Consider the following 23,023-nt stretch of genomic DNA (forward strand, 5'->3'; position numbering starts at 1 on the left):
GGAACCGGTCCTGTATTGAGTCAAACACACTCAATTTTGAAATCAATCCTCACACATGGAACTCTCAAACAATATGAGCCTGTCTCCGATCCTCGCCGCCCTCGTCCCGGTCACAGCACTCATCGTGCTCGGCCTGGGACTGCGGAGGACTCCGCTGTTCTCCGGCGAGGACTTCTGGGCGGGGGCGGAGAGGCTCGCGTACTACTGTCTCCTGCCCGTCCTCCTCTTCACCTCCGTCGCCGAGGTGGACGTCACCGCCGTCCCCGTGCTCCGACTCGCCGTCGCCCTCGTCGTGCCCACGCTCATCGTCTCGCTGTTCATCATCGTCCTCCGCCGCGTCGTCGCCGCGGATCTGCCGGCGTTCACCTCGGTGCTCCAGGGCGGGATCCGCTTCAACACGTACATCGGCCTCTCGATCTCCGCGAGCCTGCTCGGACCGACCGGGGGAGCGCTGGCGGCGATCGTCGCGGCCATCCTCGTGCCCACGGTCAACATCGTCTCGAGTCTCGGGTTCGAGTTCCTCCGCACGGGACGACGGTCGGTCCTCGGCCTCCTCCGCGTCATCGTCCTCAACCCCCTTGTCATCGGGTGCGCCCTCGGGGGACTGTGGAACCTCAGCGGGTGGGCGCTGCCGGAACTCGTCTCCGGTGTCCTCGATCCGCTCGCGGCTGCGGCCCTGCCGATCGGCCTCATCTGCGTGGGAGCGGGACTGCGGTGGTTCTCCCTGCGGGAGCACGGCGCCGGCCTCGTCTGGTCGACGGCGGTCAAGCTCGTCGTCCTGCCCGGGCTCAGCCTCGCCGCGCTCGTCGTGCTCGACGTCCCCGCCGAGGCGGCCGTGGTCGGACTGATCTTCCAGGCGATCGCGACGGCGAGCTCGGGTTATGTCATGGCCCGGCAGCTCGGCGGCAACGCCGAGCTCATGGCCGCGCTCATCGCCGCCCAGACGGTGCTCATGCTCGCCACCCTGCCCCCGACGCTGCTCCTCGCCCAGCTCGTCTTCGGGGTCTGAGGAGTCCGCCGCAGGGGCCGGAAGTCGGCCCGGCGTGGGGAAGCACAACGGCCGGCTCCCCGCGGTGGGGAACCGGCCGTGTCAGCGGAGTCTCATTCGCTGTCAGCGGAGTCTCACTCGCTGTCGGCGGAGATGTCCGGGTGACGCGAACCGAGCGCGTTGTCGATCGAGAGCAGACCCGAGCCGCTGTCGCCGACGATCTCGAGGCGACCGATGATCTCGGAGATGCTCGCCTCTTCCTCGACCTGCTCGTCGATGAACCAGTTGAGCAGGGGAAGGACGTCGAGGTCGCCCTCGGCCTGGGCGGTGCGGTAGATGTTGCGGATCGACTCGGAGACCTTCTCCTCGTGGGCGAGCGCGGCCTTGAAGAAGTCGAGCGGACGGGAGCCGGAGACCTTCGGGGCGGCGATGTCACCGATCTGCGGGGCGAAGCCGCGGTCGACGCAGTGCTGGATGAACTTCGCGGCGTGGACCTGCTCCTCCTCCGACTGGGCGCGCATCCACCGGGTCATGCCGGTGAGCTCGAGGTCGTCGAGCTGAATGGACATCTGCAGGTAGACCATCGAGGCCTCGAGTTCGAGCGTGACCTGCTCGCCGAGGACCTTCTGCATTGCGGGGCTCAGGTGCATGTGAATCTCCTAATGCGTTGTCAGGCAGCGGACTGCCGCCTGCGTCGTGACCAGCTTGACACCATTTCTGGAATCATTCCAGTGTGGAAAGGCTCGGCAAACAGTGCTGAGGCAAGCCGAACCATCACTCGCCGATCTCCGGGTGGCGCTCATTCCACCGGGTGGCCTGTTCGAAGGCGTGGGCGATCTCGAGGAGGCGGACGTCGTCGCCGGGCTTCGCGACGAGTTGGACCCCGACGGGCAGTCCCGCGGCGGAGAACCCGGCGGGCACGGAGATCGCGGGGCAGCCGGTGGCGGTGATGAGGCACAGCGCCCGCATCCAGTCGAGGTAGGTCTCGAGCTGGGTGCCGTCGATCTCCATGGGGTATTCGATGCCGACGTCGAAGGGCAGGACCTGGCACGTGGTGAGGACGAGGAGATCGTGATCGGCGAAGAACCGCTGCACCTCGCCGCTCAGCCTGGCGCGGGCGGCCTCGGCGGAGACGATCTGCGGGCCGGTGAGCCGCTGCCCGGCTTCGATGTTCCAGCGCACGGATTCCTTCATCCGGTCGCGATCGGTCTCGTAGAGCCCGCCCCAGGAGGCGAGGAAGTCCATGGCCCGGCGCACGCCGAAGACCTCGTCGCCGTCGGAGAGATCGGGGATGACATCGTCGACGGAGGCACCGAGGTCCGCGAAGACGGGAGCGGTGGCCGCGACGATGTCGACGACCTCCGGCTCGACGGGCAGGAGGCCCTTGAGGTCGGGGCTGAACCCGATCCGGACGCCCGTGAGGTCGGGGGCCTGCCCGCCGAGGCGGAACTGGGGACGGTCGAAGACGGACCCGGGTTCGGCCAGGATCGCCGGCAGTCCGGGTTCGGGACCGGCGGCGATGCTCATGAGGAACGCGATGTCGGAGACGGTGCGCGCCATGAAGCCGGTCTGTCCGAGCCAGGAGAACGGCGAGGGGGAGGAGTTGGGGATCCGCCCGTTCGTCGGACGGAAGCCGGCGACGTTGTTGAAGGACCCGGGGGAGCGCAGCGATCCGCCCATGTCGGACCCGTCGCCGGAGGCCTGGATGCCCGCGGCCAGGGCCGCTCCGACGCCGCCGGAGGAGCCCGAGGCGGACTTGTCGAGATCGTACGGGTTGCGGGTGACGCCGAAGACGGGGTTGAACGTGTGGGAGCCGGCGGCGAACTCGGGGACGTTCGTCTTGCCCGTCGTGATCACCCCGGCACGGCGCAGCCGGGAGATGATGAGGGAGTCGGACTGCGGCACGCGGTCGGCGAAGATCGGCGACCCCCACGTCGTCCGCATGCCCGCGGTGTCGTTGGTGTCCTTGTGGGTCATCGGCACTCCGTGGAGCGGGCCGATCTCGGCTCCGGCCGCGAGCGCCTCGTCGGCGGCTGCGGCTTCCGCCCGCGACCGGTCGTCGTCGCGGGTGACGACGGCGTTGAGCGCGGGGTTGACCTCGTCGATGCGGCGCAGCTGATCGTCCAGCGCCTCCCGGGCCGAGATCTCCTTGTCAGCGATCCTCGCGGCGAGTTCGCGGGTGCTCATCCAGCGCAGGTCCTCACTCATCCCTCCGCCCTCCCGAGGTCGGAGAGCACGGCCGTCAGGGCGGCGCGCAGGCCCGTCTCCAGGGTGGTGGGCACATCGTCGGGGGCGAAGTGCGGGGAGTGGTTGCCCGCCGGCGGTTCGTCGCCGTCGAGGATGGCGGGGGAGTAGCCGCCGAAGAACCAGTAGACGTAGGGCACTCCGAGCGCGTCGCCGAACGCCCCGAAGTCCTCACTGCCGGTCACGGCGGGCACGACGTGGACGTGGTCCTCGCCGAGTTCGGCGCCCGCGGCGGAGACGAAGGCGGCCGTGCGATCGGGATCGTTGACGCAGCGGGGAAAGGAGTGCATCGGTTCGATGAGAGGCTCGGGGGCGCCGGAGGCCTCGGCTTCGGCGCGGACGATGCGGTGGACCCGGTCGAGGACGACGGCGCGGACGTCCTCGTCGAAGGTGCGGATGTTGAGGGTGAAGACCGCGGTCTCGGGGATGATGTTCTCCTTGAGTCCGCCGTGGAACGTGCCGACGGTGACGACGGCGGTGTCGCGGCCCGAGATCTCCCGGGACACGATCGACTGGAGGCGGGTGATCATGAAGGCGCCGAGGACGATCGGGTCGATCGCGTTCTCCGGCTGGGAGCCGTGCGCCTGCTTCCCGCGGACCGTGACGCGCAGGGAGTCCGACATCGCCATCGCCGTGCCGGAGGAGACGTAGACGTCTCCGGCACGTCCGGGCCACACGTGCTGACCGTAGACGACCTCGGGATTGACCACGGTCTCCCACAGGCCGTCGTCGAGCATCGCCTGCGCTCCCGCAGCGGTCTCCTCCCCGGGCTGGAAGAGGAGGACGACGGTGCCGGCCCACGCTTCCCGGTGCTCGGTGAGGAACCGGGCGAGGTAGAGGCCGACGGTGATGTGGGTGTCGTGGCCGCAGCCGTGCATGACCGGGGTCGTCGTCCCGTCGGGCAGGGTGCCCTCGGCGTGGGAGGCGTAGTCGAGTCCGGTGTCCTCGGCGATCGGCAGTCCGTCCGTGTCGGCGCGGTAGGCGACGACGGGTCCCTCGCCGTTCTCGATGACGGCGACGACGCCGGTGCCGCCGAACGTCTGGGGTGCGAGGCCGAGTCCGGTGAGGAACTCGGCGATCGCTGCCGCCGTCTGCGTCTCGGCCATGGAGAGCTCGGGGGTGCGGTGGAACTGCTGGTAGTCGGCGACCGCCTCGGCGAGGGAATCGGTGACCGCGGTGCGCAGGCGCGTTGTCAGCGGCATGGCGTCCTTTCGTGCTCGGTCGGGAGCTCAGTTGATCCCGACGGTGTCCTCACCGGAGTCATCGCGGGTGTCGGTGACGGCCCGGTTCCGGGTGAACCACGTGATGACGATGGTGACAATGACCACAATAGCGACGTCGCCGGGGGCGAGGACGGGCACGACCGGAATGAGGACGAGGATGACGAGGGCGGCGACGGCCAGCGCGATGATCGTCGACTTCACCTGCCGGAGTGAGACGATGAGCTGGACGGTGACCCCGCCGAGGATCGCCGGGAGGATGTAGAGCTGGGCGATGAGGGTGATGTTCTCCGGGATGACCGTGACGAGCCAGGTGCCGAGGACCCCGACGAAGAGGACCATGGAGACGACGTGGATCATCGCGGCCCCGCAGATCGCCATCGTCGCCGCGTACTCGCCCTTCCGGGTGCCCGGCTTCGCCCCGATCGTGTCCTGGGCGACGATCGCCGAGGGCAGCAGCTTGTTCGCGACGTTGCCGATCATGAACGCCTGGTACATCCCGGCCGGTCCGAGGATGGGGAAGTACGTGAGCGGTTCGACGACGTAGAAGACGCCGTAGACGGCGAAGACGGCGAGGAACGCGGTGAGGATGTCGCCGAACCCGATGTCGGCGTCGGCGACGACGAGGAGGTAGAACGGCACCGAGGTGGCGATGAGGAACCCGATGAAGAGCGTGATCGAGCCCCACTTCGTCGTCGTGGCTTCGAATGCCTCATGCGAGGGCGAGGGAATGACGGACATGAGGCCTCCTTCAGGCGTCGGGCATGCCGAGGCCGGCGTAGTGGGCGAAGTAGGCGGCGACGAGACCGGCGAGCACGGAGATGCCCAGTCCCCATTCCTTCAGCCACGACTGGCGGAGGACGTGGGCGGCGGCGAGGCAGATCGCCATCGTCACCGCGGACACGGCGATCGCGATGACGTGGGTGGGCGACTTCGGGATCTCGCGGAACGTCAGCGCCGCGAACGCCGCGAGCAGCGCGGCACCGGGCACGAGCGACATGAGGGCGGGATTGATCTTCTCGAGCTTGTGGGAGCTGCGTTTGAAGATCGGGGTGAGGATGAGCGCCGAGAGCATCCAGCCGGCGCCGGAGAGGCTCATCGCCATGAGCGCGACGATGAAGACGCCGCGGGTGAAGGTCGCATCGCCGAGGTTGGCGTCCATCGTCCCGGCCGCGATCGAGGCCGAGGCCACCTCGGTGGCGGCGGAGCCGATGAGGCCGACGCGGACGATGACCGGGGGAGTGCCGAAGAGCGGCAGGAGAGCGATGGCGACGAGGACGACGGCGAGCGAGGGGCCGATCGCCGCGACCCCGCCGGCCCGGAAGGCGGCGGTGACCTCGGCCTGGCTCATGTCGGCCGAGGCGGCGTTCTGCCGCACCGCGCGCATGTAGATGAGGGATTGGATGACGACGACGCCCATGACGGACAGCGCGAGGATCCACAGGACCGGGGCGTTGGCCAGGGGCAGATAGTCGGCGGAGGCACTTGCCGTCACCATGGTCGGACTCCTCACCTCGGGTGATTCTTCTCGTGTGAGCAAGATAACCCCAAACGCCGAGGCGGCCCAGAGGCAGCGCGAAACTTCCCATCAGATGAGAAGCCGGTGGTCGTGGCAGAATCGGTGACATGCTCGAGCCCGTCATCGCCGAGAATCTCGACCGCGCCGAAGCCTGCTGGGTGCAGGCGCTGCGGCGTCTGGGACCGCCCGAGGCGAGTGCGCACTATGCCGCGCCGAGCGGCTGCGGGGGCTGGTCGAACCGCGATCTCGTCAACCACCTCATCGGCGGGGGACTGCGGTACGCGATGCTGCTCGCCCAGGACCCGCCCGCCGAGGTGGAGGCGACGAGGGACCGGGACCACCTCGGCGAGGATCCGCTCGAGGCGTTCTGGACCCATGAGCACCGCTTCCGCCGGCTCGCCGCCGAGGTCGATCTCAGCGTCTCGGTCAGCCACCGCATCGGGGATCTGCCGGGCACCCAGCTCGTGCGGATGCGGATCCTCGAACTCGCCCTCCATGCCGCTGACCTCTCCGCCGGCACCGGCGATCCGTGGCCGGTCGATGAGGCGCTCGCGGAGTTCATGGCGACCGACCTCGCCGCGCTCATCGTCGACCTCGGCGACACCGGCGGCTATGCGCCGCCGCGCACCGACGCGCCGGCCGCGAGTGCGGCCGACCGGGTGCTCCTGCTGTCGGGACGCCCGGTCAGCCGCCGCGGATGATCATTCCTGGGCGGCGGCGCCGCGGACGATGACCTTGTCGCGTTCGGGATTGGCGAAGAGCAGAGTGAGCACCGCCGAGACCGCCGCGGCGACGCCGAGGACCTGGAAGGCCGTCGCATAGCCGAGGCCGGGGCTGGCGGCGGCATCGACGATGAGCCCGGTGACGTAGGGTCCGACGAGCCCGCCGATGGCCATGAGGGCGAGGAACACCCCCAGGGTGCCGGCGGTCTGCTGGGGCGGACAGATCTCGGAGACCGCGGCATTCGACAGCGGGAGGACGACGACCCCGACGCCGTAGCCGATCGCGACGATCGCGACCGCGGCGGCCGCGTTCTCGATCGAGGGCAGGAGGAAGAGGATGCCGCCGCCGACGACGACGAGCAGCGAGGGTCCGACGATGCGGACGAACCGCGACGACCAGCCGCGGGCGAGGAGGAAGTCGGAGAGCAGGGTGCCGCCGATGAGGCTGATGAGACCGACGATCGAGGGGATCGCGAGCATCGACCCGGCCTCGAGGCGGCTGAAGCCGAGACCGACCTCGAAGTACGACGGCAGCCAGGTGAGGACGACGGTGACGAGGGCGTAGATGCTCGCCACGAGCGGGACACCGGTGAGGAAGGTGCGGGTGAGGAAGATCCTCGCCCACGGCACGCGGGGCTCGTCCGAGTCATCCGCGGCGGTGTCCTCGGCTGCGGCGTCGGAGTGCGCCTTCTTCGCCGGTCCGGTCGCCTTCGCCGGGATGTAGGGGCCGACCTCCCAGAAGCGCAGCCAGAAGAAGCACCAGACGATGCCGATGACGGCCATCGTGATGAGCGCGCTGCGCCAGCCGAACGTCACCGAGAGGTAGGCGAGCAGGGGAGCGAGGACGATCTTCGCCACCGAGGCGGCGCTGGCGAGCAGCGCACCCGGGAAGCCGCGGCGTGACGAGGGGTGCCACGAATATGCGGCGGTGTGGATGAGGGCGGAGCTCGGGCCCTCGGCGAAGCCGAGGAGCATCCGGGAGGCGACGAGGACGGCGAAGGTCGCGGCGACGACGAGCGGGAGCATGGCGGCCGCCCACACGAGTGCGAGCACGAGGAGGACGGTGCGCAGCGACATCCAGCGGTTGAGGGCGCCGGCGAAGAAGCCGCCGACCGTGAAGGCGAAGAAGAAGAGGCTGCCGACGAGGCCGATCTGAGCGGCGCTGATGCCGAGTTCCTCCCCGAGGGCCTGGGCGATGATGCCGAAGGCGGCCTTGTCGCCGTAGTTGACGACGTAGAGGACGACGAGCAGACCTGTCAGCGACCAGGCCTTGCGGCGGGATTCCGACCCGGCTGAAGCGAGTGCGACAGGGGGAGTGGACTGAGGGTGAACCATGAAGCTTCCTTGCGTCGTGGTGACATCCGACCGATCTCCTGTGGCCGCGATCACACTCACCCTATTGAACGCTCGTTAGATAAGTCAACAGTCCGATGTCTGCTCCTTCCGTGGAGGCGAATCGACGCCGAGATCGGCTGAGCCCGGGGTGTGACTAGGGGAGTAGTCCGATGACTGAGAGTCGGGGCAGAGCATTCGGTTGGACGCTGGTGTCGCTCAGGCGAGTTCATCCGACCACCGAGCAGGTGGAGATGCCGGTGCGCGATGCGCTGGCCGGCAATGGTTCCGAGAAGTCCGGGCAATCCGAAAGCCGCCGTCGCACAGGCGGGCCGCAAGTCATGGTCGCGCAGGCCGGCGAAAGCGGCGATCAGTGAGTCGCGCGCAGCACGGGCCGACGCTGCGGACTCCGTGTCGACCCGCAGACTCCGGGATGGCCTGCACGCTCCATGTCGACCTGCGGGCTCCATGAGAGACACGAGATGAGGCCGGGGCAGTGGCTTCATCGGTTTAGTTAACATAATGTATATTATCGGCGCTATACGCTGGAAGGCCGGGACGCGGCAGTGCCGTGAATGTGCGTGTGGCCGCGAACAGCGTCCAGCTGTCCGCGGCCACACGATGATCCGACGGTCATCCGCTCCCGACGTAGCCGCCGAGGCCGACCTTGCCGGAGTCGTCCGAACCACCGGAGCCGCCGCCGTCGTCCGCGGCGCCGGTCTCCTTCGTCAGGCCGGCTTTCTCACCGCATGTCGGCCAGGCACCGGGTCCCTGTTCCGCGAGCGTCTTCTGGGCGATGCGGATCTGCTCCTGCTTGCTCGCCTCATGCGGCATGCCCTCACCGCCGAACGCCTCCCATGTCTGCTCCGAGAACTGCAGACCGCCGTAGTAGCCGTTGCCCGTGTTGATGCTCCAGTCACCGCCGGACTCACAGTCGGCGACGCGATCCCAGACGCTCTCGGATTCAGCGGCCTGGGCTGGTGGACTGAGGCCGACGAGTCCGGCGGCGGCGATCGCGCCGACTCCGGTGAGCAGTGCTGTTCTGCGCAGAGTGGTCGCAGCGTGTCTCACGAATGTCATCTCCAAAGATCGACTGCATTCGGTCAAGCGGTCCGGCCGTTACCGAACCGTTATCCACGCTAACGACGATGAGCACATCTGTCCGGGGTCCGCGCGTGGGAATCGTCTCAGAGGACGGTCACCGTGCCCTGAGTGCGCCGACTCCCCCGGATCAGAAGATCTGGATGACGTGCCCGGTGAGGCCGGTGCCGTTCGGCGGGCTCCCGCCGTCGTCCGACTCGGGTGCGTCGCCGGTGTCTGCCGAGTCGCCGGCGGTGCCGTCGGCAGGCGCGTCGTCCGTCGGCTCTTCGGGCGCTGCCGGTTCTTCCGCGGCGGGCTCCTCAGGCTTCGGCTCTTCAGCCTTCGGCTCTTCAGCCTTCGGCTCTTCAGCCTTCGGTTCCTCGGCCTTGGGCTCCTCGGGTGCCGGCGGCTCCTCAGCCTTCGGTTCGTCCTTCTTGGGTTCCTCGGCCTTGGGCTCTTCGGGCTTCGGCTCGTCCTTCTTCGGCTCTTCGGCCTTCGCGTCCTCGTCCTTCTCGGCCTCGGAGGCTCCGCCGTCATCGGCAGCGCCGTTCGCCTTCGTCAGGCCGGCCTTCTTCCCGCACGTCGGCCAGGCGCCGGGACCCTGCACGGCGAGCGTCTTCTGCGCGATCCGGATCTGCTCCTCACGGCTGGCTTCGTGCGGCATGCCCTCACCGCCGAACGCCTTCCACGTCTGCAGCGAGAACTGCAGACCGCCGTAGTAGCCGTTGCCCGTGTTGATGCTCCAGTCGCCGCTCGATTCGCAGGCGGCGACGCGATCCCACACACTCTCGGACTCATCGGCCTGGGCGGGCGCATTCGCACCGAGGAGACCGGCCGCGGCCAGTGCCCCGGCCCCGACGAGCATCGCGGATCTGCGCAGGAAGGTGCTGACGAGTTTCACAGTGGTCATCTCCGTTGTGAGGTGGGTGCATGCCCTTGGGAAGGAGCCTCGGACACGGCCGGACGTTACCGAACCGTTAGAAACGGTAATCGACTTCTCCGGCCGTGTCTATACGGGCACGGAAAGTTCACACCTGTACACTCTGCCGGACATAATCGCCGAGGTGGCGCGCCGTGAGCGTGGCACCGTCGGCGATGAGCTCGGCGGGATTGCCGGTGAAGACGACCCGCCCGCCGTCGTGTCCGGCTCCCGGCCCGAGATCGATGATGTGATCGGCATGCGCCATGACCGCCTGATGGTGTTCGATGACGATGACGGTACGGCCGGCGTCGACGAGGCCGTCGAGGAGGCGCAGGAGGTTCTCGACATCGGCGAGGTGGAGGCCGGTCGACGGCTCGTCGAGCACGATGACCGACGCCGCGTCGGCGGCCTTCGCCGACAGATGCGCGGCGAGTTTGAGGCGCTGCCGCTCACCGCCGGACAGCGTCGTCAGCGGCTGGCCCAGACTGATGTAGCCGAGACCGACGTCGACGAGGGTGGCGGCGATCTTCGCGGCCTGCGGGATCCTCGACTCCCCCGCTGAGAAGAAGTCGACCGCCTCGGCGGCGGGCATGTCGAGCACCTCGCGGATGTTCCTGCCCCCGAACGTGTAGTCGAGCACCGCGGCCTGGAAGCCCTTGCCCTGACAGACATCGCACGGGGCCGACATCCCCGCCATCATCCCGAGATCCGAATAGATCACGCCGGCCCCGTTGCACACCGGACAGGCCCCTTCGGAGTTCGCGCTGAAGAGGGCCGGTTTGACGTCGTTGGCCTTCGCGAACGCCTTGCGGATCGGTTCGAGCATGCCGGTGTACGTCGCCGGATTGCTCCGTCTCGATCCCCTGATCGGCGTCTGGTCGATGATGATGACCCCGTCGCGGGTGACGAGCGAGGTGTCGATGAGCGTGCTCTTGCGGATCCGGCGACCCCGGTGACGACGGTGAGCACCCCGAGGGGGATGTCGACGTCGACGTCGCGGAGATTGTGGCCGTCCGCTCCTCTGATCTCCAGTGCGCCCGTCGGTGTGCGCACGGCCTCCTTGAGCGCGGCGGTGAAGCCGAGATGATCGCCGGTGCGCGTGCCCGACTCCCGCAGACCCGCGACCGTGCCGGTGAAGCAGATCTCTCCCCCTGCGGTGCCGGCACCGGGGCCGAGGTCGACGACATGATCGGCGATGCCGATCGTCTCCGGTTTGTGCTCGACGACGAGGACGGTGTTGCCCTTGTCCCGCAGCTGCAGGAGCAGACGGTTCATCGACTCGATGTCGTGAGGGTGGAGGCCGATCGTCGGTTCGTCGAAGACGTAGGTGACGTCGGTGAGCGCGGAGCCGAGATGGCGGACGAGCTTGATCCGCTGGGCCTCTCCCCCGGACAGCGACCCCGATGAGCGCTCGAGGGAGAGGTAGCCGAGTCCGATGTCGACGAAGGCCTGCACGGTCTCTTTCAGAGACGCGACGAGCGGTGCGACACCGGGGTCGTCGATCTCAGCGAGCCACGCGGTCAGCTCCGAGATCTCCATCGCGCACACCTCGGCGATGGACTTCCCGGCCAGCAGCGAGGACCGCGCCGCCGCATTGAGCCGCGTGCCGTGGCACTCGGGGCACTCGGTGAAGACGACGGCGCGGTCGACGAACTCCCGGATGTGCTTCTGCATGCCGTCGCGGTCCTTGGACAGGAACGACTTCCGGATCTTCGGGATGAGGCCGTCATAGGTGAGGTTCGTCCCGCTGACGACGATCTTCTCCCCCTCGAGATCGAGCAGGGCGCGCCGCTGCGCGGCCGTGAACTCGGCCACCGGGACGTCGGGGTCGAAGAACCCCGACTCCGCGTAGAAGCGGACGGACCAGCCGCCGACCTTGAACCCGGGGACGGTGATCGCCCCCTCGTTGATCGACTTCGTCTCGTCGACGATCTGCGCGACGTCGATGTCGGTGGCCGTGCCCATCCCCTCGCAGTGCGGGCACATGCCGCCGTTGACGCTGAATTCGCGCCGTTCGACCTCCTTCGCATCGCCCTTGACCGTCGTCACCGCGCCCTTGCCGCTGATCGTCGCGACGTTGAACGAGTAGGCGTTGGGCGAGCCGAGGTTCGGTTCGGCGAGCCGGGAGTAGAGGATCCGCAGCTTCGCGTTGATGTCGCTCACGGTGCCCACGGTCGAGCGCGGGTTCGCCCCGATCCGCTCCTGATCGACGAGGATCGCCGTCGTCAGGTTCTCGAGGACGTCGACGTCGGGCCTGGCCATCTGCGGCATGAACCCCTGGACGAAGGCGCTGTAGGTCTCGTTGATCATCCGCTGCGACTCCGCGGCGATCGTGCCGAAGACGAGTGAGCTCTTGCCCGACCCGGAGACACCGGTGAACACGGTGAGCCGGCGTTTGGGCAGGTCGACGGAGACGTCGCGGAGGTTGTTCTCCGGGCCCCGCGCACCCGGATGAGGTCATGGCTGTCCGCTGCCTGGGTCATCGCGGCCCTTCAGTCCCGCTGCTGGACGCGGATGAGGTTGCCGGCCGGATCGCGCAGCGCGAAGTCGCGCAGACCGTAGGGCTGGTCCATCGGCTCCTGGACGATGTCGGCGCCCTTCGCCTCGACCTCGGCGAAGACGGCGTCGACAGCGGGGCTCGCGAAGACGATGGACGCGTAGCTGCCCTTGGCCATGAGCGCCTCGATGGTCTCGCGCTCGGCATCGGTGAGCGTCGGGTCGACGACGGCCGGGGTGAGCACGATCGAGGTGTCGGGCTGGTCGGGGGCGCCGACGGTGATCCAGCGCATCTGGCCCTGGCCGACGTCGAGGCGGACCTCGAAGCCGAGGACGTCGCGGTAGAAGGTCAGTGACGCCTCGGCGTCGGTGTGCGGAAGGAAGCTGGCAGTGATCGAGATGTCCATGACTCTCATGCTAGTCGCCGGGGCGGTGTCCCACTTCTCGATTCCTGACGGGCCTGAGCACGGTCTTGGCGATGATCGTCGGAAGGTCGAGGTCGCCGTGGACCGCCCGCTGCCGGTAGCTCGTCGGTGACATGCCGACGAGCTCGGAGAACCGCGTGCTGAAGGTGCCGAGCGAGGTGAACCCGACGGCGAAGCAGATCTCGGTGATCGAGAGGTCGCCGCGGCGGATGAGCGACATCGCCCGCTCGATGCGCCGGGTGAGCAGGTAGGCATACGGCGACTCGCCGTAGGCGGCCTTGAAGCGGCGGCTGAGATGACCGGCCGACATGTGCACCCCGGCCGCGAGGTCGGGGACGTTGAGGGGTCGGTCGAACTCGCGGTCGATGCGATCGCGGACCCGCCGCAGCGCCCGCAGCTCGGCCAGCCGATGCCTCTCCCCCACCTCAGGCCGCCTCGGCGTGGATGCCCTTCTTCAGCGTCTCCCCGCGGAAGTACGCGGGGTGGCGCACGGCCTGGATGATCATGATGACGACGCCGAGGAGGAGCACCCCGATCCCGAGGACGAAGACGAGGCCGATGCCGAAGACCGATGACCCCGACCCGTACGAGGGGTCGAGGGAGTCGATCGCGGTGCGGACGAAGATGACGAGGAGGGTGAGTCCGCCGAGGAGGGGGAAGAGGAAGCGGAAGAACACCGTCCGGGCGGAGAGGAAGAGGGACCGGCGGAAGTACCACGTGCAGGCGAGTCCGGTCACCCCGTAGTAGAAGCAGACCATGAGCCCGAGCGCGGTGATCGTGTCCCACAGGGCGTTCTCGGACAGCAGGCGCATGACGACGTAGAAGATGATCGCCGCTGCCGCCGAGGTGATCGTCGCGACCGAGGGCGACTTGAAGCGCGGGGAGACGTTGCCGTAGCGCTTCGGCAGCGCACCGTAGTGGCCCATCGCGAGGATCGTGCGTGAGGGTGAGACCATCGTCGACTGCAGCGAGGCGAGTGACGAGGAGAGCACGGCGATCGAGACGATGATGGCGAAGGGGCCCATGATCGGTGAGGCGAGTGCTGCGAAGATCGACTCCTGGTTCTCCGGGTTGCCGGCCCCGAGGCCCTCCGTGCCGACGCCGGCGTAGGCGATGACGGCGATCGTGCAGGCGAGGTAGATGACGACGATCGCGACGATCGTCAGCATCGCCGCCCGGCCGGGGGTCTTCTCCGGGTCCTTGGCCTCCTCGTTCATCGTGATGACGGTGTCCCAGCCCCAGAAGAGGAAGATCGACAGCGACACGGCCGCCGCGATCGTCGAGAAGTCCCCGGCCGCGACCGGGTTGAACCAGTCGAGGCTGACCGGGGTGGCGTCGAAGGCGGTGCCGTTGGCGACGTGGATGAGTGCGGCGATGACGAACCACCCGAGCGCGATGACCTGGAAGGCGACGAGCCAGACCTGGACCTTCTCGGTGGCTTCGACGCCGCGGTAGGAGATCCAGGCGGCGACCGCGGTGAGCAGGATGGTGATGGGGATGTTGATCCACAGCACCCGGGTGAGGTCGGCGATCGCGGGATCGGAGAAGATCTGGCTGAGGAGGATGAAGAGGAAGTCGACGCCGACGGCGGCGAGGTTGGACAGGACGAGCACGGTCGCGGCGATGAGCCCCCAACCGCCCATCCATCCGAGCCACGGGCCGAAGGCGCGCGTCGCCCACGTGAAGGTCGTGCCCGAATCGGGCATCGCGGTGTTGAGCTCCCGGTAGCCGAAGACGACGAGGAGCATGGGGACGAAGCCGATGAGGAGGATCGCGGGGGTGTGGACCCCGACCTCGGAGATCGTCGGGCCGAGCCCCGATGTGAGCGTGTACGCGGGCGCGATGCAGGCGATGCCGATGATCGCGCCGCCGATCGCACCGACCTTGCCGGCGGAGAGCCCCTTTGCGCTCAGGCCGGAGTCGGTTTCGATGGGGCGTTCTGGTGCGGGTGTTGCCGAAGTCATCCGTTCATCTAACCACTAGTCGGCGAGAGCGCGAAGCACCGTCTCAGCGGTGTCCCGCCCGATCCGCACCGCGCCGTCGACGTGCTGGTAGCCGCGGCCGGCGATGTCCGAGCTCGCGAAGTGGAGCGGCCCGACGGGATCGTTCTGGTACCGGCCCCAGCGGCTCAGTCCCCCGAGGTCGTAGCTCGTCGCGTACGCCCCGCGCGTCCATTCCTCGGCCCCGAAGTCCGAGAGGTGGAAGACCGTCGGGGTGAGCGCCTCCGGTCCGAGGAACGCGGCGATCGCCTCGAGGATCTCAGTCTTCCGGTCCTCCTCGCTCAGTGCCCACATGCGGTCGGCGTTGACGTCGGAGATGAAGCCGACGAGCGTTCCCTGCTCCTCCCCGTGATTCGTGTTGTCGTAGACCTCCTGGACGAGGTGGCCGGCGCCGAAACCGGTGCCCGACAGGCCCTGCTCCCGCCAGAACGGGCGCGGGTACGTCGCGTGGACCTTGATGACGAGCCCCATCGACTGGTGTTGGTGGAAGACCTGCTGGAGGCGCGGCAGGTGCGGGACGTAGGTGATCCGGGAGTAGAGGTTGGGCGGGACGGCGACGATCACCGCGGTGCCGGTGTAGGACGCGTCATCGGTGGAGACGACGACGTTCTCACCGCTCCAGTCGATGGTTCGGACGGGGCTGTTCAGCCGCACGATGTCCTCGCCGAGGTCGGCGGCCAGGCGCTGCGACACCGACTGCATGCCGCCGACGACCCGGCGGTCGAGGATGAAGTGGTCGTCGACGAGGTGGGAGAACGATCCCGCCGAGGCGGCCATGAGGATCGCCTGGAGCGCCGAGAACGCGGTCGTCGGCTTCGTCAGCATGCCTCCGGCGACGAACATCCCGATGTTCGCCACCGCGAGCGCGTCGTCGGACTGCCCCTCCAGCCAGTGCTGGAAGGAGACTGCGTCGAGGTCGGCGCCTCGGCGGCGTCCCACGGGGCGTCGGCGCCGATGCGCTCGGCGAGGTCGTCCAGCAGGCCGATGAGGCGTTCCATCTCCGCCTGCGTGGCCGCGGGCACGGGGAACATGCCGCCGTCGTAGACGGTGCGGGTCCCGTCGGGTGCGAGGTAGACGCTGTCGCCGTCCCGGTAGCGCTGGTAGGTCGTCAGGCCGAGTTCGTCGACGAGGTCGAGGATCGCCGTCTGGTCCGGTGAGATCCACTGGCCGCCGATCTCGAACATCTGTCCGTCGATCGTGTCCGTCCACGTCCTCCCGCCCACCCGGTCGCGGGCTTCGAGGACGATGACCGACCGGCCCGCCGCGGTGAGCGCGCGGGCGGCGGTCAGCCCCGTCGGCCCGGCTCCGACGATGATGACGTCTGCTGTCTCCTCCGACATGGCGCTCCCCTCAAGGATCGTGGTTCCTCTGATGTACTGCCAGAGTAGTCCCGGGCACCGGGGTTGGGTAGCGGTGTCTCACGACACCCGGTCATCGGAAGGTCATCGGGTCCGCGGACGGATCGTCCTCCTTCGCGGCGAGGTAGCCCCACGAATCGGGTCGGGAGCCGTCGAGGTCGGTGAGATCGTAGGTGCCGGCGAGGTCGAAGCTGCTCAGCGTGAGTCCCGTGAAGCGGTGACGGTCGGGATCGGCGGCGAGTGCGGCGATGCCGCGGCCGATCAGGTGCGGGGTCTCGGAGATCGCGAAGTCCCGGGGTGCGGCCTCGTTCGACTCGTCGAGGGCGTCGGTCAGCCACGTCTCCTCAGTCGTCGCGAAGCCCTCGAGCATCATCTCCGAGCGCAGCCAACCCGGGGTCAGGGCCACGGCGGTCGCGCCGACGGGGGCGAGCTCATGGGAGAGACCGAAGGCGAACCGGCTGATCGCCGTCTTCGTGAGGTCGAGCCAGATGGATTCGCGGAAGTGCGTCGCGTTGTAGGCGCTCGTGCCGTCGGTGATCTCGATGTGGAGCCCGCCCGGTGTGCGGGTGAGCAGCGGGAGGAGGGCACGGGCGGTGAGGAGGTGGCTGAGCAGACCGGTCTCGAGGAGTCGCCGACCCTGGGCGCCGTCGCCCTCCCACAGCGGCTGACCCCAGGACACGTACGCCTCTCCGCCGATGTCGCCGACGAGGATGTCGAGGCCCCGGCCCTCCGCCTCGACCTGCTCGGCCAGGGCGGACAACGACTCCTCGTCGAGGTGGTCGCAGACCACGGCCTGCCCCTCTCCCCCGGCGGCGCGGATGAGGTCGACCGTCTCCTCGATCGTCTCCGGTCGCCCGTAGTCCGATGGTGCGCCGGCCGTCGACCGGCCGGTGCACCACACGAATGCTCCGGCGGCGGCGAGTTCCCGGGCGATCGCCCGGCCGGCGCCGCGGGTCGCCCCGGCGACGAGAGCGGTCCGGCCGGCCAACGGTCGGCTGTCGAGACGGGTCGGTGCGGGTCGGGTGGAGGACTGAGCTGGAGCTGGTGAATGCGTCATGGATCGATCCTCGACCCCGATCCCTGACATCCACTGTCAGGGATGAGCATAGAATCTCTGTCCATGGATGCTGTGTCGCCGGTCGGGAGAGCTGCGTGAAGGCCGCCCGACTCGTCTCGGAGATCGCGCTGCTCTCGGCGCGGTCGCATCCGCTCACGGCGAGCGACCTCGCGACCCGCCTCGAGGTCACGGTGCGCACGATCTACCGCGACCTCGCTGAACTCTCCCGGATGGGCGTGCCCATCGTCACGGAGTCCGGTCCGGGCGGCGGGGTGAGCCTCCTCGGCGAGTGGACGTCACCGCTGTCGGGCCTCACCCGCACCGAACTCGATTCGGTGCTCCTCGGATCCTTCGCCTCCGCTGATCTCGGGCTCTCCGGCGACCTCGCGACAGCGCGGGCGAAGATCGCCGCTGTTTCCGGTCACGACGATCTCACGCGCACCGTCATCGTCGACGGTCCCGACTGGTTCGCCGAGGAGGCCGCTCCCCCGGCACTGAACACCGTGGCCACCGCACTGCGCCAGCGCCGCGGTCTCCGCTTCGCCTATGCGCGGGCCGACGGCACCCGGCAACGCAGCGTCATTCCGCTGGGTCTCGTCGTCAAGGCCGGGCGCTGGTACCTCGTCGCCCAGCCGCCGGGAGTCGCGCCCCGGACGTATCGGGTCTCGCGGATCTCCGAGGTCCGCGTGCACTGGACGCAGGCGACCGGTCCCACGGGATTCGACCTCGCCGACCACTGGCAGCAGGCGCGCATCGACTTCGACCGGAGTCTGCGCACACTGCCGGTCCGGATCCGCTCCCGCAGACGGCGTGCGCTGATCTCGTCCACCACGTCCCCGGTCCCCTCACCGCCGAGGCGGTGGCCGCCGCCCGTCCGGTCACCGGGGCCGACGGGGTGGGCCGCATCGAGGTCGACATCGCCCTCGAATCGGTCGAGGTCGCCGTCTCGCAGCTGCTCACCGTGCCCGGGGTCGAGGTCGTCTCCCCGGCGGAAGTGCGCGAGAAGCTCGCACGCCGGGCGTGCGAGCTTCTCGAACTCAACAGAGGGACCGGCCGGCTGTGACCGGCCGCGCGATCGGTGTCAGAGGACTTCGTAGGTGCCCTGGATCTCCCCGGCGCTGATGCCGCCGACGGCGGACATCGCGGCCTTCGAGAGGTCGATGCAGCGGGATCCGCTGTAGGGGCCGCGGTCATTGATGCGCACGGTCACGGACTTGCCGTTGGCCTTGTTCGTGATCTTCACCTTCGAGCCGAAGGGCAGACTCTTGTGCGCGGCGGTGAGCTCGTTCGTGTTGAACGTCTCGCCGTTCGCGGTCTTCTGTCCGTCGAAGCCGTCACCGCCGCCGTAGTAGGACATCGGGCACGAACCGGAGCTGCCGGCCGAGGACCCCGACTTCGAGGGTGCGGAGTCGTCGGATCCGGAGGACTTCGATCCGGAGCTCTGTGCCGTCGACGACTTCTCGCTCGAGGCCGACGGCTTGGGCTCCGGTGCCTTCGTCTTCGCTTCGAGCGAGAGCTTCTCCGGCTCGGCCTTCGCCTGCTCCTCGGCCTTCTTGAGGTTCTCATCGGCGGCCGGGCTGGCAGCGGGAACCTCGACGACGACCGGGCTCTGCGCGACGACCTGCTCCGCGGGTCCGGCGGCATTCGGCGCCATCGCGAACGTCGACCCGACGACCGCCGCGGTCGCGGCGGCGGGCACGATGAAGGCCGAGAGCACGGGGCGCGACCGGACGGCGGAGAGGACTCCGGTCGCCGAGTTCGCCTCGGGTGCGTGGCGCCCTGTGCGCTTCTTCGCCGGCTTGAGTGCGGCGAGGAGCGAGCCCTTCGTCGAGGTCGAGGAGTGTTTGCCCACAGTCCGTCCTTCGCGTGAGAGTGCGCGGCACACGCTCAGCGAGCCTGTGCCCCAAGTTATCGGATCGTTACCTGGGGCCAGTCTAGTTAACGAACTGTTACATTTTCAACGCGGCACGCGCAATCGCCGCCCGAGCGCAGGAGACTTCCGTCACTGCGGCGGTGTCAGTCGCGGGTGCGCCCGGCGGCATCGCCGGTGTCCCGTGACCGCCGCGTGACCAGTCGGCGGACGCTGTCGGCGCCCGAGGTCACGGTCTCCTGTGCCCGGTCGAAGGCGCGTTCGACCTTGCCGCTGCGCACGGCGTCGTCGATCGCATGGGAGACGCTGCCGAGCGCCCTGTTCACCGACGACTCGGCGGCCTCGATGAGGCGTGAGCCCTTTGCGGCCTCACGGACGTTCCTCACGCCGCTGCTCGCGGCGCCGTAGGCGCGGGTCGCCGCGGTGCGCGCCCGCTCGGTGGGGGTGCGCTTGGTCGAATCGATGACGAAGTCCGGTTCGATGGGGTCCTGTGCTCGGCTCATGCCTCCATCGTTGTCGACACCAGGAGAGATTTCAACAGGACTCTAGGATTGGATCATGAATTCCCAGCCTGAGATCATCGCCCACCGCGGCGGCCTGTGGCCCGGCACGAGTGAGAACACGCTCACGGCGTTCACCGCGGCCTGGGACGCGGGAATCGTCTGGATGGAAACCGACGTCCACGCCTCCGCCGACGGCGTCCTCTTCGCCGCCCACGATGCGGATCTGCGGCGCATCGCGGACTGCCCGCATCTCATCCGGGACCTGCCGGCCGACGAGCTCGACGCCATCGACCTCGTCGACGGCGGACGCCTGCCCCGCCTCGGCGATCTCGTCGATGCCCTGCCGGGTGCGAAGTGGAACATCGACGTCAAGGCTCCGGAGTCGATCGCGGCGATGGTCCGCTTCGTCCGCCTCGGCGGCATCGAGGACTCCCTGCGCCTGGCGTCGTTCTCCGATGCCACGCTGCGCCGGCTGCGGGCGAGCCTGCCCGGGGTGGCCACCTCGGCGGGCACCGGGGAGACGGCACGGTTCCTCCTCGGCGCCCTGCCCGGCTTCCCGACTCGCGGTCTGCTCGAGCTCTCCCCCGACCTCGACGCCTTCCAGGTGCCGATGCGCTGGAAGGGCGTGCCGATCGTCACGGGCGACTTCGTCGACCGCGCCCACCGGCTCGGCCTCGAGGTGCATGTGTGGACGATCAATGAGGCAGCCGACATGCGCACGCTCGCCGGCCTCGGCGTCGACGCCATCGTCACCGACGACGTGCCGCTCGCGCAGCGCACGCTCGGCTGACCGTCCGCGCAGGGGAATAGCCCGAAGCGGTAGACTGTTGCTTTCGTATGCACGTCTGCAGTCGAGTCGGAAGGTCGAAGAGATGAGCGAACGCAGTCTTCGCGGAACACAGTTGGGCTCGCGCAGCCTGGAGTCGGAGGAGGGCGTCGAGCCGGCGCCGCGCCAGATGGTCGAATTCGAATGCGAGGACGGCACCCGCTTCAAGGTTCCGTTCTCGATCGAGGCGGAGGTCCCCTCGACGTGGGATTCGGGCATCCACGGCATCGGCGTGCGCGTCGGCGTCAACGAACCCGACGGCGAACCCGAGAAGCACGTGCGCTCGCACTGGGACATGCTCCTCGAGCGCCGGTCCTTCGACGAACTCCAGGTCCTCCTCGACGAGCGCCTGGCGATTCGCCGCGGTGAGGTGCCCGCGCAGAGCTGAGACTCCGCTGCCCGACACGAGGGGCGTCGACCGAGAGGTCGACGCCCCTCGTGCATTCGCGAACGGAACCGGGGCCCTCAGCGTCCGAAGAGGGCGCGCACCTGGCGGCCGCGGCGGGCCAGTCCCCAGCCGGCGACCTTCGTGAACGCCTCCGAGATGATCGAGGAGCTCATCTTCGACTCCCCGAGTTCGCGTTCGACGAAGACGATCGGGACCTCGAGCACGCGGAAGCCGGCCTCGATCGTGCGATACGTCATGTCGATCTGGAAGCAGTAGCCCTGGGATTCGACCCCGGTCAGCTGCAGCGCCTCGAGGACCTCGCGGCGGTACGCGCGGAAGCCGGCAGTGGCGTCCCGGACCCCGAGGCCCATCATCGCGTCGACGTAGAGGTTGGCCCCTCGCGAGAGGAGGAAGCGGGACCGGGGCCAGTCGACGATCGCGCCGCCGCGCACCCAGCGGGAGCCGATGACGAGGTCGGCGGCACCGGCGAGTGCCGGAGCGATGAGCTGTCCGAGGTCGAGGGGCCGGTGCGACCCGTCGGCATCGAATTCGCAGATGATCTCGTAGTCGCGCTCGAGCGCCCACGTGAAGCCGGCGATGTAGGCCATGCCGAGACCGGCCTTCTCCGTGCGGTGGAGGACGTGGACGCGCTCATCGACGGCCGCCTGCGCAGCGGCCCACTCCCCCGTCCCGTCGGGAGAGCCGTCGTCGACGACGAGGACGTCGACCTCGGGCTGATGCTCGAACAGCCCCGCAAGGGTGACGGGAAGGGCGAGACGTTCGTTGTACGTCGGGATGACTACCAGAATCTTCGAAACCACGGCGTCAACCCTACGCCCACCCGGGAGCAAACAATGAGCCGACACCCCCGCCTTCGGACCACGCTGTGCGCGAACGGGACAACCGCGGCGCACAGTGAGTTATCTATTGACAGGAGTGTCGGCTCCATTCCACGACCGGTGGAACGTCAACGACGAATCTAATCGCTCGACCCGAGTCTGCAAAATGTCTGTGACCTGCGACTTTGATCAAATCCGCAGGTGAGAGCGAAGTGTCAAGGGGAAGAAAACTTTCCGCTTCTCGGCGTGTCGGATTGAAATCCGGCTCAGCTCACGCGTGTCGGCAGGGCGACGTCGGGAGCGAGCTCGGGCAGCCCGGGGGTGCCGGAGGCCGGATCCGTGCTCCACGCCGCCACCCGGGGGTCGGCGACCTGGACGACGAGGCGTTCGACCCGCCACCGCACGTAGTCGGCGGCGGCACCGGGACGGAGCACTCCGCCCTCGGGGTTGCCAGCGGCCCGGTGGGCGAACCGGGTGGCGGCGTTGAAGCGGCGGCGCGCGCGCGACCCCGTCGCTGCCGATGACCGCGTCGCGCACGCTCACCCACGGCGATTCGTGGGCGAAGACGAAGGAGACCTGCGCTCCGGCGGAGAGCAGCGCGGCCAGGGGCTGGTCGCGGCTCGGGTCGAGGGTGAGTGCGACACCGGTCCGGCCGATGTCATCGACGAGGGACGCGGGCACCGTGAAGTCGAGGAGCAGACGGTACCCCCAGCGCTGCGCGTGGGCGGGGTCCGCGGCGAGTCGGGTGAGCACTGCGGTGAGCTCCTCAGCGTCGGCGACGACGAGGTAGAGGGAGGTCTCGGGCAGGGCCGTCAGTTCCGCCAGGGCCGCGGCGGGCAGCCACGCCCGGCTGCCGCCGGCCGCGAGCTCCGGGTAGCCGATGACCGTGAGGCCCTCGGGCGCGTCGGCCGCGAAGCGCGCAATGCCCGCCTCATCGCCGAGGGCGTGGACGTAGGCGATGCCCGCGTCATGGAGGGCGGCCGGACTCGGCGCCGCCTCGTCGAGGAGGAGGCCGGCATGGACGAACCCGGGCGTGAGGAAGTCACCGCCCAGGTCGATCGCCTCGGCGTCGAGGGCGAGTGCCGCCTCGTCCGAGCCGATGAAGTTCACGGTCCCGTCCGCGCTGCCGAGGGCAGTCGCGAAGGGATCGACGCTGCTGTAGACATCTCCGCCGTAGTACATGATCACAGCCGCCAGGCTACACCTGCCGCCGCGCACCGCGCGCATCGGGCGT

General features: G+C 68.8%; 22 protein-coding genes and 2 pseudogenes. 6 read left to right on the plus strand and 18 right to left on the minus strand.

Annotated elements, in window-relative coordinates:
- Positions 1–73: 73 nt before the first annotated feature.
- The gene (locus tag AC2W7K_RS01680; RefSeq protein ID WP_198498758.1) at positions 74–1,009 is read left to right on the plus strand and encodes an AEC family transporter; all 936 of its coding nucleotides are present in this window, start codon (positions 74–76) and stop codon (positions 1,007–1,009) included.
- Between the two features lie 113 nt (positions 1,010–1,122).
- On the opposite strand, the gene AC2W7K_RS01685 is transcribed toward AC2W7K_RS01680, so the two are convergent.
- From AC2W7K_RS01685 to AC2W7K_RS01705, 5 genes are all read right to left on the minus strand, one after another.
- A complete protein-coding gene (locus tag AC2W7K_RS01685) occupies positions 1,123–1,638 on the minus strand; it encodes a ferritin (RefSeq protein WP_137824099.1) in 516 nt (171 codons plus the stop codon).
- Positions 1,639–1,762: 124 nt separating this feature from the next.
- Positions 1,763–3,196 (minus strand): amidase, encoded by a 1,434-nt coding sequence (locus AC2W7K_RS01690; protein WP_198498759.1) that lies wholly within the window; start codon positions 3,194–3,196, stop codon positions 1,763–1,765.
- Positions 3,193–4,434 carry an amidohydrolase gene (locus tag AC2W7K_RS01695; protein WP_198498760.1) on the minus strand — a complete coding sequence of 414 codons (1,242 nt, stop codon included), beginning with the start codon at positions 4,432–4,434 and terminating at the stop codon, positions 3,193–3,195. Before AC2W7K_RS01695 ends, AC2W7K_RS01690 begins: the two co-directional genes overlap by 4 nt.
- A gap of 27 nt (positions 4,435–4,461) precedes the next feature.
- Entirely contained in the window at positions 4,462–5,193 is a 732-nt protein-coding gene (locus AC2W7K_RS01700; protein WP_198498761.1) for a hypothetical protein, read from the minus strand.
- Positions 5,194–5,203: 10 nt separating this feature from the next.
- The gene (locus AC2W7K_RS01705) at positions 5,204–5,950 is read right to left on the minus strand and encodes a DUF5058 family protein (protein ID WP_198498762.1); all 747 of its coding nucleotides are present in this window, start codon (positions 5,948–5,950) and stop codon (positions 5,204–5,206) included.
- Between the two features lie 128 nt (positions 5,951–6,078).
- On the opposite strand from AC2W7K_RS01705, the gene AC2W7K_RS01710 reads away from it, so the two are divergent.
- The gene (locus AC2W7K_RS01710) at positions 6,079–6,672 is read left to right on the plus strand and encodes a maleylpyruvate isomerase N-terminal domain-containing protein (protein WP_198498763.1); all 594 of its coding nucleotides are present in this window, start codon (positions 6,079–6,081) and stop codon (positions 6,670–6,672) included.
- Here the strand turns inward: AC2W7K_RS01710 and AC2W7K_RS01715 are convergent, their stop codons facing one another.
- A complete protein-coding gene (locus AC2W7K_RS01715; RefSeq protein WP_198498764.1) occupies positions 6,673–8,028 on the minus strand; it encodes an MFS transporter in 1,356 nt (451 codons plus the stop codon).
- Positions 8,029–8,198: 170 nt separating this feature from the next.
- Between AC2W7K_RS01715 and AC2W7K_RS01720 the strand changes: the two genes are divergently transcribed.
- On the plus strand, positions 8,199–8,402 hold the full coding sequence (locus AC2W7K_RS01720; RefSeq protein WP_198498765.1) for a hypothetical protein: 204 nt from the start codon (positions 8,199–8,201) through the stop codon (positions 8,400–8,402).
- Between the two features lie 256 nt (positions 8,403–8,658).
- Here the strand turns inward: AC2W7K_RS01720 and AC2W7K_RS01725 are convergent, their stop codons facing one another.
- The 8 genes and pseudogenes from AC2W7K_RS01725 to AC2W7K_RS01760 form a co-directional block, all read right to left on the minus strand.
- A complete protein-coding gene (locus tag AC2W7K_RS01725; RefSeq protein ID WP_486005691.1) occupies positions 8,659–9,105 on the minus strand; it encodes a transglycosylase family protein in 447 nt (148 codons plus the stop codon).
- A gap of 151 nt (positions 9,106–9,256) precedes the next feature.
- A complete protein-coding gene (locus AC2W7K_RS01730; RefSeq protein ID WP_269780024.1) occupies positions 9,257–10,015 on the minus strand; it encodes a transglycosylase family protein in 759 nt (252 codons plus the stop codon).
- 118 nt (positions 10,016–10,133) lie between these two features.
- A pseudogene (locus AC2W7K_RS01735) lies at positions 10,134–12,510 on the minus strand (ATP-binding cassette domain-containing protein).
- A gap of 9 nt (positions 12,511–12,519) precedes the next feature.
- On the minus strand, positions 12,520–12,939 hold the full coding sequence (locus AC2W7K_RS01740; protein ID WP_198498767.1) for a VOC family protein: 420 nt from the start codon (positions 12,937–12,939) through the stop codon (positions 12,520–12,522).
- 1 nt (position 12,940) lies between these two features.
- Complete coding sequence (locus AC2W7K_RS01745) at positions 12,941–13,372, minus strand: helix-turn-helix transcriptional regulator (RefSeq protein ID WP_198498768.1); 432 nt, start codon at positions 13,370–13,372, stop codon at positions 12,941–12,943.
- 1 nt (position 13,373) lies between these two features.
- Entirely contained in the window at positions 13,374–14,912 is a 1,539-nt protein-coding gene (locus tag AC2W7K_RS01750) for an APC family permease (protein ID WP_198498769.1), read from the minus strand.
- 15 nt (positions 14,913–14,927) lie between these two features.
- Positions 14,928–16,306 (minus strand): annotated as a pseudogene (locus AC2W7K_RS01755) (flavin monoamine oxidase family protein).
- A 73-nt stretch (positions 16,307–16,379) separates the two neighbouring features.
- Positions 16,380–17,363 carry an SDR family oxidoreductase gene (locus tag AC2W7K_RS01760; protein ID WP_198498771.1) on the minus strand — a complete coding sequence of 328 codons (984 nt, stop codon included), beginning with the start codon at positions 17,361–17,363 and terminating at the stop codon, positions 16,380–16,382.
- Between the two features lie 95 nt (positions 17,364–17,458).
- Here AC2W7K_RS01760 and AC2W7K_RS01765 point away from each other — a divergent pair, with 95 nt between their 5' ends.
- Positions 17,459–18,460 carry a helix-turn-helix transcriptional regulator gene (locus tag AC2W7K_RS01765; RefSeq protein ID WP_486005692.1) on the plus strand — a complete coding sequence of 334 codons (1,002 nt, stop codon included), beginning with the start codon at positions 17,459–17,461 and terminating at the stop codon, positions 18,458–18,460.
- Here the strand turns inward: AC2W7K_RS01765 and AC2W7K_RS01770 are convergent.
- On the minus strand, positions 18,445–19,215 hold the full coding sequence (locus AC2W7K_RS01770; protein WP_198498773.1) for a septal ring lytic transglycosylase RlpA family protein: 771 nt from the start codon (positions 19,213–19,215) through the stop codon (positions 18,445–18,447). The genes AC2W7K_RS01765 and AC2W7K_RS01770 overlap by 16 nt on opposite strands.
- 164 nt (positions 19,216–19,379) lie before the next feature.
- Positions 19,380–19,736 (minus strand): hypothetical protein, encoded by a 357-nt coding sequence (locus AC2W7K_RS01775; RefSeq protein ID WP_198498774.1) that lies wholly within the window; start codon positions 19,734–19,736, stop codon positions 19,380–19,382.
- Positions 19,737–19,791: 55 nt separating this feature from the next.
- Between AC2W7K_RS01775 and AC2W7K_RS01780 the strand changes: the two genes are divergently transcribed.
- Both AC2W7K_RS01780 and AC2W7K_RS01785 read left to right on the plus strand, forming a co-directional pair.
- The gene (locus tag AC2W7K_RS01780) at positions 19,792–20,526 is read left to right on the plus strand and encodes a glycerophosphodiester phosphodiesterase family protein (protein ID WP_198498775.1); all 735 of its coding nucleotides are present in this window, start codon (positions 19,792–19,794) and stop codon (positions 20,524–20,526) included.
- Between the two features lie 82 nt (positions 20,527–20,608).
- A complete protein-coding gene (locus AC2W7K_RS01785; RefSeq protein WP_009375781.1) occupies positions 20,609–20,950 on the plus strand; it encodes an RNA polymerase-binding protein RbpA in 342 nt (113 codons plus the stop codon).
- Between the two features lie 77 nt (positions 20,951–21,027).
- Here AC2W7K_RS01785 and AC2W7K_RS01790 read toward each other — a convergent pair whose 3' ends face one another.
- Entirely contained in the window at positions 21,028–21,771 is a 744-nt protein-coding gene (locus tag AC2W7K_RS01790) for a polyprenol monophosphomannose synthase (protein ID WP_198498776.1), read from the minus strand.
- A gap of 207 nt (positions 21,772–21,978) precedes the next feature.
- Positions 21,979–22,977, minus strand: coding sequence for a hypothetical protein (locus AC2W7K_RS01795; protein ID WP_486005693.1), 999 nt, complete (start codon positions 22,975–22,977; stop codon positions 21,979–21,981).
- Positions 22,978–23,023 lie beyond the last annotated feature (46 nt).

It is taken from the genome of Brevibacterium sp. LAARM2_SD2 (assembly GCF_057364785.1).